This is a genomic window from Nocardioides sp. P5_C9_2, from assembly GCF_054049555.1.
The window spans coordinates 1-5,583 of the sequence record NZ_JBFUMD010000253.1 but is presented as its reverse complement, the minus strand read 5'-3'; the positions used below and the strand labels follow the sequence as shown (position 1 = coordinate 5,583).

Annotated in this window: 4 protein-coding genes; 3 read left to right on the top strand and 1 reads right to left on the bottom strand. The window is 71.8% G+C overall.

The annotated features are described in order from the left end of the window. Positions 1-1,670: DNA gyrase/topoisomerase IV subunit A (locus ACXJKL_RS13175; protein WP_457207499.1), on the bottom strand; the 1,670-nt coding region annotated here is incomplete at its 3' end. A gap of 104 nt (positions 1,671-1,774) precedes the next feature. On the opposite strand from ACXJKL_RS13175, the gene ACXJKL_RS13170 reads away from it, so the two are divergent. From ACXJKL_RS13170 to ACXJKL_RS13160, 3 genes are all read left to right on the top strand, one after another. After that, a complete protein-coding gene (locus tag ACXJKL_RS13170; RefSeq protein ID WP_457207498.1) occupies positions 1,775-4,480 on the top strand; it encodes a bifunctional acetate--CoA ligase family protein/GNAT family N-acetyltransferase in 2,706 nt (901 codons plus the stop codon). A gap of 26 nt (positions 4,481-4,506) precedes the next feature. After that, a complete protein-coding gene (locus tag ACXJKL_RS13165) occupies positions 4,507-5,082 on the top strand; it encodes a DUF5998 family protein (RefSeq protein WP_457207497.1) in 576 nt (191 codons plus the stop codon). Beyond that, positions 5,079-5,583, top strand: a 505-nt coding sequence (locus ACXJKL_RS13160; protein ID WP_457207496.1) for an alkaline phosphatase family protein, incomplete at its 3' end; no start/stop codon positions are given. The genes ACXJKL_RS13165 and ACXJKL_RS13160, both read left to right, overlap by 4 nt.

Sequence of the window (5,583 nt, the reverse complement as noted above, 5' to 3'; positions counted from 1 at the left end):
GTCGTACGGACCGCGGAGGTGACGACGTCGTGGTTGGCGCGGCCCTCGCCCCGACCCGGGACGCTGGCGCTGCTCGAGCGTGCGAGCAGCCCGCTGGAGGAGAGGTAGGCGAAGCACGGCTCGTCGGCCACCTCCAGCGGCGCCGCCGTGGCGGTCGTGGCCGGGGACCCGGCCGAGGCGAGCAGGACGGTACGGCGCGGGGTGCCGTAGGTCTTGGCGACCTCGGCGAGCTCGTCGGAGACGACCTTGCGCAGCATCTTCTCGTCGCCCAGGATCGCGTCGAGCATCTCGATGGTGCGCATCAGCTCGTCACGCTCCTTGTCGAGCTCGAGCTTGCTGAACTTCGTGAGCCGGCGCAGCGGCATGTCGAGGATGTAGTCGGCCTGCACCTCGGACAGCTCGAAGATCTCGATGAGCCGCTCCTTGGCCGCTGCGGCGTTGTCGGAGGCCCGGATCACCTGGATGACCTCGTCGATGTCGAGGATCGCCAGCAGGAGGCCGTCGACGAGGTGCAGGCGGTCGGCGGCCTTCATGCGGCGGAACACCGAGCGGCGGCGCACGACGTCGAAGCGGTGCCCGAGGAAGACCTCCAGCAGCTCCTTGAGCCCCAGCGTGCGGGGCTGGCCGTCGACGAGGGCGACGGTGTTGATGCCGAAGGAGTCCTCCATCGGCGTGAGCTTGTAGAGCTGCTCGAGCAGGGCCTCGGGGACGAAGCCGTTCTTGACCTCGATGACCAGGCGCAGGCCGTGGGAGCGGTCGGTGAGGTCCTTGATGTCGGAGATGCCCTGGAGCTTCTTCGACAGCACGAGTGCCTTGATCCGCTCGACGACCCGCTCGGTGCCGACGCCGTAGGGCAGCTCGGTGACCACGATGCCCTTCTTGCGCGGGGTCACCGCCTCCACGCGGGCCGTGGAGCGCATCTTGAACACGCCGCGGCCGGTCTCGTAGGCGTCGCGGATCCCGTCGAGGCCCACGATCTTGCCGCCGGTGGGCAGGTCGGGCCCGGGGATGAAGCGCATCAGGTCGTCCAGCGACGCCTGCGGCGAGGTGATCAGGTGGCGCAGGGCCTGGACGACCTCGACGAGGTTGTGCGGCGCGATGTTGGTGGCCATCCCGACCGCGATGCCGGTGGTGCCGTTGACGATCAGGTTGGGGATCGCCGAGGGCAGGACGACCGGCTCGGTCTCCCGCGAGTCGTAGTTGGGCTTGAAGTCGACGGTGTCCTCGTCGATGGAGGCGGTCATCGCCGCGGCCGCGGGCGCCATCCGGCACTCCGTGTAGCGCATGGCGGCGGGGGAGTCGTCGGGCGAGCCGAAGTTGCCGTGGCCGTCGATCATCGGCAACCGCATCGACCAGGGCTGGGCCATCCGGACCAGGGCGTCGTAGATCGCCCCGTCGCCGTGCGGGTGCAGCTTGCCCATGACCTCGCCGACGACGCGGGCGCTCTTGACGTGACCGCGGTCGGGGCGCACGCCCATCTCGTCCATCGTGTAGAGGATGCGCCGCTGGACGGGCTTGAGGCCGTCGCGCGCGTCCGGGAGCGCACGGGAGTAGATGACCGAGTAGGCGTACTCCAGGAAGGAGGACTGCATCTCGTCACCGATGTTGGTGTCGAGGATGTGCTCCTCGAAGTCGTCGGGCGGGGGTGGTGTCGCGGTACGCCGTGCCATGGCGCCATTGTCCCCGTACGACGGTGGCTCCCCGCACGGGGCGCGCCGGGGTGGTCGGCGGGTGACGCGCCGTCCGGCTCGCCCCGACCGGCTAGATTTCGCGTGTGACCGAGACGCAGGCCCCGCAGGCCACCCCTCCGCCACGTCACTGGGAGGCCGACGTCCTGCTGCGCGACGGCCGGACGGCCCACATCCGGCCGATCCGGCCGGCGGACGCCGAGCTGCTGGTGGAGTTCTACGCGCGCGTCTCCGACGAGTCGAAGTACTACCGGTTCTTCTCGCCGATGCCCCAGCTCTCCGAGCGGGACGTCAAGCGCTTCACCGAGGTCGACTACGTCACCCGCGTCGCCTTCATCCTCACCGTCGGCGGCGAGATGATCGCGGTCGGGCGCTACGACACCATCGAGCCCGGCAAGGCCGAGGTCGCGTTCCTCGTCGAGGACCGGCACCAGGGCCGGGGGATCGGCCAGCTCCTGCTCGAGCACCTCGCCCAGGCCGGCCGGGAGCGGGGGATCGACCGCTTCGTCGCCGAGGTGCTGCCCGACAACCAGGCGATGATCCACACGTTCAAGGACGCTGGCTACCAGGTCAAGAGCGCCTACGACGAGGGCGTCATGGAGCTCGAGTTCCGCATCGACCCGACCGACACGGCGCTCGGCGTGATGGAGCAGCGCGAGCACCGCGCCGAGTTCGCCTCCATCGAGAGCTTCTTCCGGCCGAGGTCGGTCGCGGTCATCGGTGCCAGTCGGCGCCAGGACACCATCGGCCAGGCGCTGGTGCGCAACCTCGTCCTCGGTGACTTCACCGGACGCGTGCACGTCGTCAACCCGAGCGCCGACGCGGTGTCGGGCATGCCGGCGTACAAGACGGTCGGGGACATCCCCGGTCCGGTCGACGTGGCGATCGTGGCCGTGCCCGCCGAGGCCGTGCAGGACGTCGTCCTGGACTGTGCCGCCAAGGGCGTGCACGGACTGGTCGTCATCTCCTCCGGCTTCGCCGAGACCGGCGAGGAGGGCCGCCAGCGCCAGCGCCGGCTGGTCGGGCTGTCCCGTTCCTACGGGCTGCGGCTGATCGGCCCCAACGCGCTGGGCGTCATCAACACCGATCCCGACGTCTCGCTCAACGCCTCGCTGTCGACACTGATGCCCCCCCGTGGCCGTGCCGGCTTCTTCTGCCAGTCCGGGGCGCTCGGCTCGGCCATCCTGGAGAAGGTCAACAACCGCGGCCTGGGCCTGTCGACGTTCGTCAGCGCCGGCAACCGTGCCGACGTCTCGGGCAACGACCTCCTGCAGTACTGGGAGGAGGACGACGCCACCGAGGTCGTGCTGCTCTACCTGGAGTCCATCGGCAACCCGCGCAAGTTCTCCCGCATCGCCCGGCGGGTGAGCCGGCGCAAGCCGATCATCGCCGTCCGCTCCGGGCGCAGCACGCAGGGCGTCCCGATGGGTCACGCCGTGCGCAAGATCGCCGCGCCGTCGCAGGCGGTGGACGCGATGTTCCGCCAGGCCGGCGTCATCCAGGTCGACACCCTGGAGGAGATGTTCGACGTCGCCCAGCTGCTCGCGCACCAGCCGCTGCCGCGGGGACGCCGGGTGGCCGTGGTCGGCAACTCCGACGCCCTGGGCCTGCTCGCCGCCGACGCGGCCACCAGCGTGGGCCTCGTGGTCAACAAGCAGGTCGCCCTGGGTGCCGACGCCGGGGCCGAGGACTTCGAGGACGCCCTCGACGCGGCGATCGACGACCCGGAGGTCGACGCGGTCGCGGCGATCTACATCCCGCCGCTCAACATCTCCGGCGAGGACGTCGCCAACGTCCTGGCCGCCGTCGGGGAGCAGTCCGACAAGCCGATCGTCTCGACCTTCCTGGGCGCCGAGGGCGTCCCCGAGCTGCTGCGGGTCCCCGACGTCGCCGGCTCCAGCGCCGGTCGCGGCTCCGTGCCGTCGTACCCCGCCGTCGAGGCCGCCGTGCGTGCGCTGGCGCGCGTCGTCGAGTACGCCGTGTGGTTGCGCACCCCGGACCGCGCCCACTCCGACGAGGCGCTGGTCGACCGCACGGCGGGCCGCCGGTACGTCAACGAGCTGCTCATGCACCACCCCGACGGCAAGGACCTCTCCTTCACCGAGCTGCGCGACCTGCTCGCCCCCTACGGCATCGACCTGTGGGACACCCGCCCCGTGGCCACCCTCGACGAGGCGCTGGCGGCGGCGGAGGACCTGGACTTCGACGTGGTCCTCAAGGCGACCGCCGACCACCTGCGGCACCGGCCCGACCTGGCGCACGTGTGGCGCAACATCGACACCGCCGAGGAGATGCGCGACGCCTGGGCGACGCTGAGCCGCGTCATCGACTCCCCGGAGCGGGCCGGCTTCGTCGTGCAGAAGAACGCCCCGCCCGGGATCCCGGTCGGGATCTCCTCGATGGAGGACCCGCTCTTCGGGCCCGTGCTGTCCTTCGGCATCGGCGGACCCCTCACCGAGCTGCTGGGGGACCGGTCGTTCCGGATCCCACCGCTGGCCGAGCACGACGCCCAGGACATGGTCCGGGAGATCAAGGCCTCGCCCATCCTGTTCGGCTACCGCGGATCGGAGATCGTCGACGTCGTCGAGATCGAGCGGCTCGTACGCCGCGTGGCCCAGGTGCAGAACGACCTGCCCGAGGTCCGGGCCCTCGAACTGCCCCTGATCCTGGCCGGCGCCTCGGGCGCCGCGGTGCTCGGCGGCTCCGCCCGGATCGAGCCGGTGCTCGACCCGCGCTCGGACTGGTTCGTGCGCCGGCTGTCCACACCGCCCGGCGACACGTTGCCCGACTGATCGAGCCGCGTGACAGGATTGCCCGCATGCGCACCACGAGGCGAGACGCGGGAGCCCTCCGCGTCGCCATCGACCACACCGGCTACTACCCCGAGGTCGTGACCGACGGGGTCTTCGCGGCCGTGGCCGGCGAGGACGTGCTGTCCTTCTACGTGCACCACGAGCCGACGTTCGACCGCGACGAGGTCCGCCGGCACCTCACCGTGGTGGTGCTGACGCCGTCGCGGCTGATCCTGGCCCACACCGACGAGCACCCGGGCGACGACCTGCTGCCCGACCCCTACACCTCGACCTCGACGGAGGCGATCGCCCTCGCCTCGGTCCGCTCCGTGGTGGTCACGCGGATGATCAGCAACCCGACGTCCGGCCCCACCCCGCCCGCCGAGGCGGTGCTGACGATCGGCTGGGGCGGTGTCGGTCGCGTCGACCTGGAGCCCGCCTCCTGCTCCGACCCCGAGTGCGACGCCGACCACGGCTACACCGGCGTCATCGCGGGCGACGACTTCTCGCTGCGGGTCTCGGCCGTGGCCGAGGGCTCGGACGCCGTGCACGGCCTCCTCGAGTTCGCCGAGGCGCTCTCCGCGCGCACCCGCGGCGCGTGACGCCGGCCGAGGCGTTCACCGAGCCGGCGTACGGCGACCGCTCGCTGGGCGACGTCGTGCCCGCGGTGGCGCGTGCACTGGGCCTCGGGCCGGACGCCGTGGGCCCGCCCCCCACCGGGCTGCTGCTGCCCGACGCCGGGTCCTGGGTGATCTTCCTCGTGGACGGGCTGGGTGCCGAGCTGCTGCGCCGCCACGCCCACGCCGCGCCGTACCTCTCGTCGCTCGTCGACGGGAGCGCCACCGGCACCGCCGGGGTCCCGTCCACGACCGCGACCAGCCTCACCTCCCTCGGCACCGGTCTCACGCCCGGCACCCACGGGCTGGTCGGCTTCACCGCCCGGGTGCCCGGCACCGACCGGCTGCTCAACCACCTCCGGTGGGACAAGCGCGTCGACCCGCTCGAGTGGCAGCCGCACCCGACGGCGTTCGCCAGGCTCGGAGCGGCCGGTGTGCGGGTGACGGTGGTCAACAAGCGTGAGTTCGAGGGGTCGGGGCTCACCG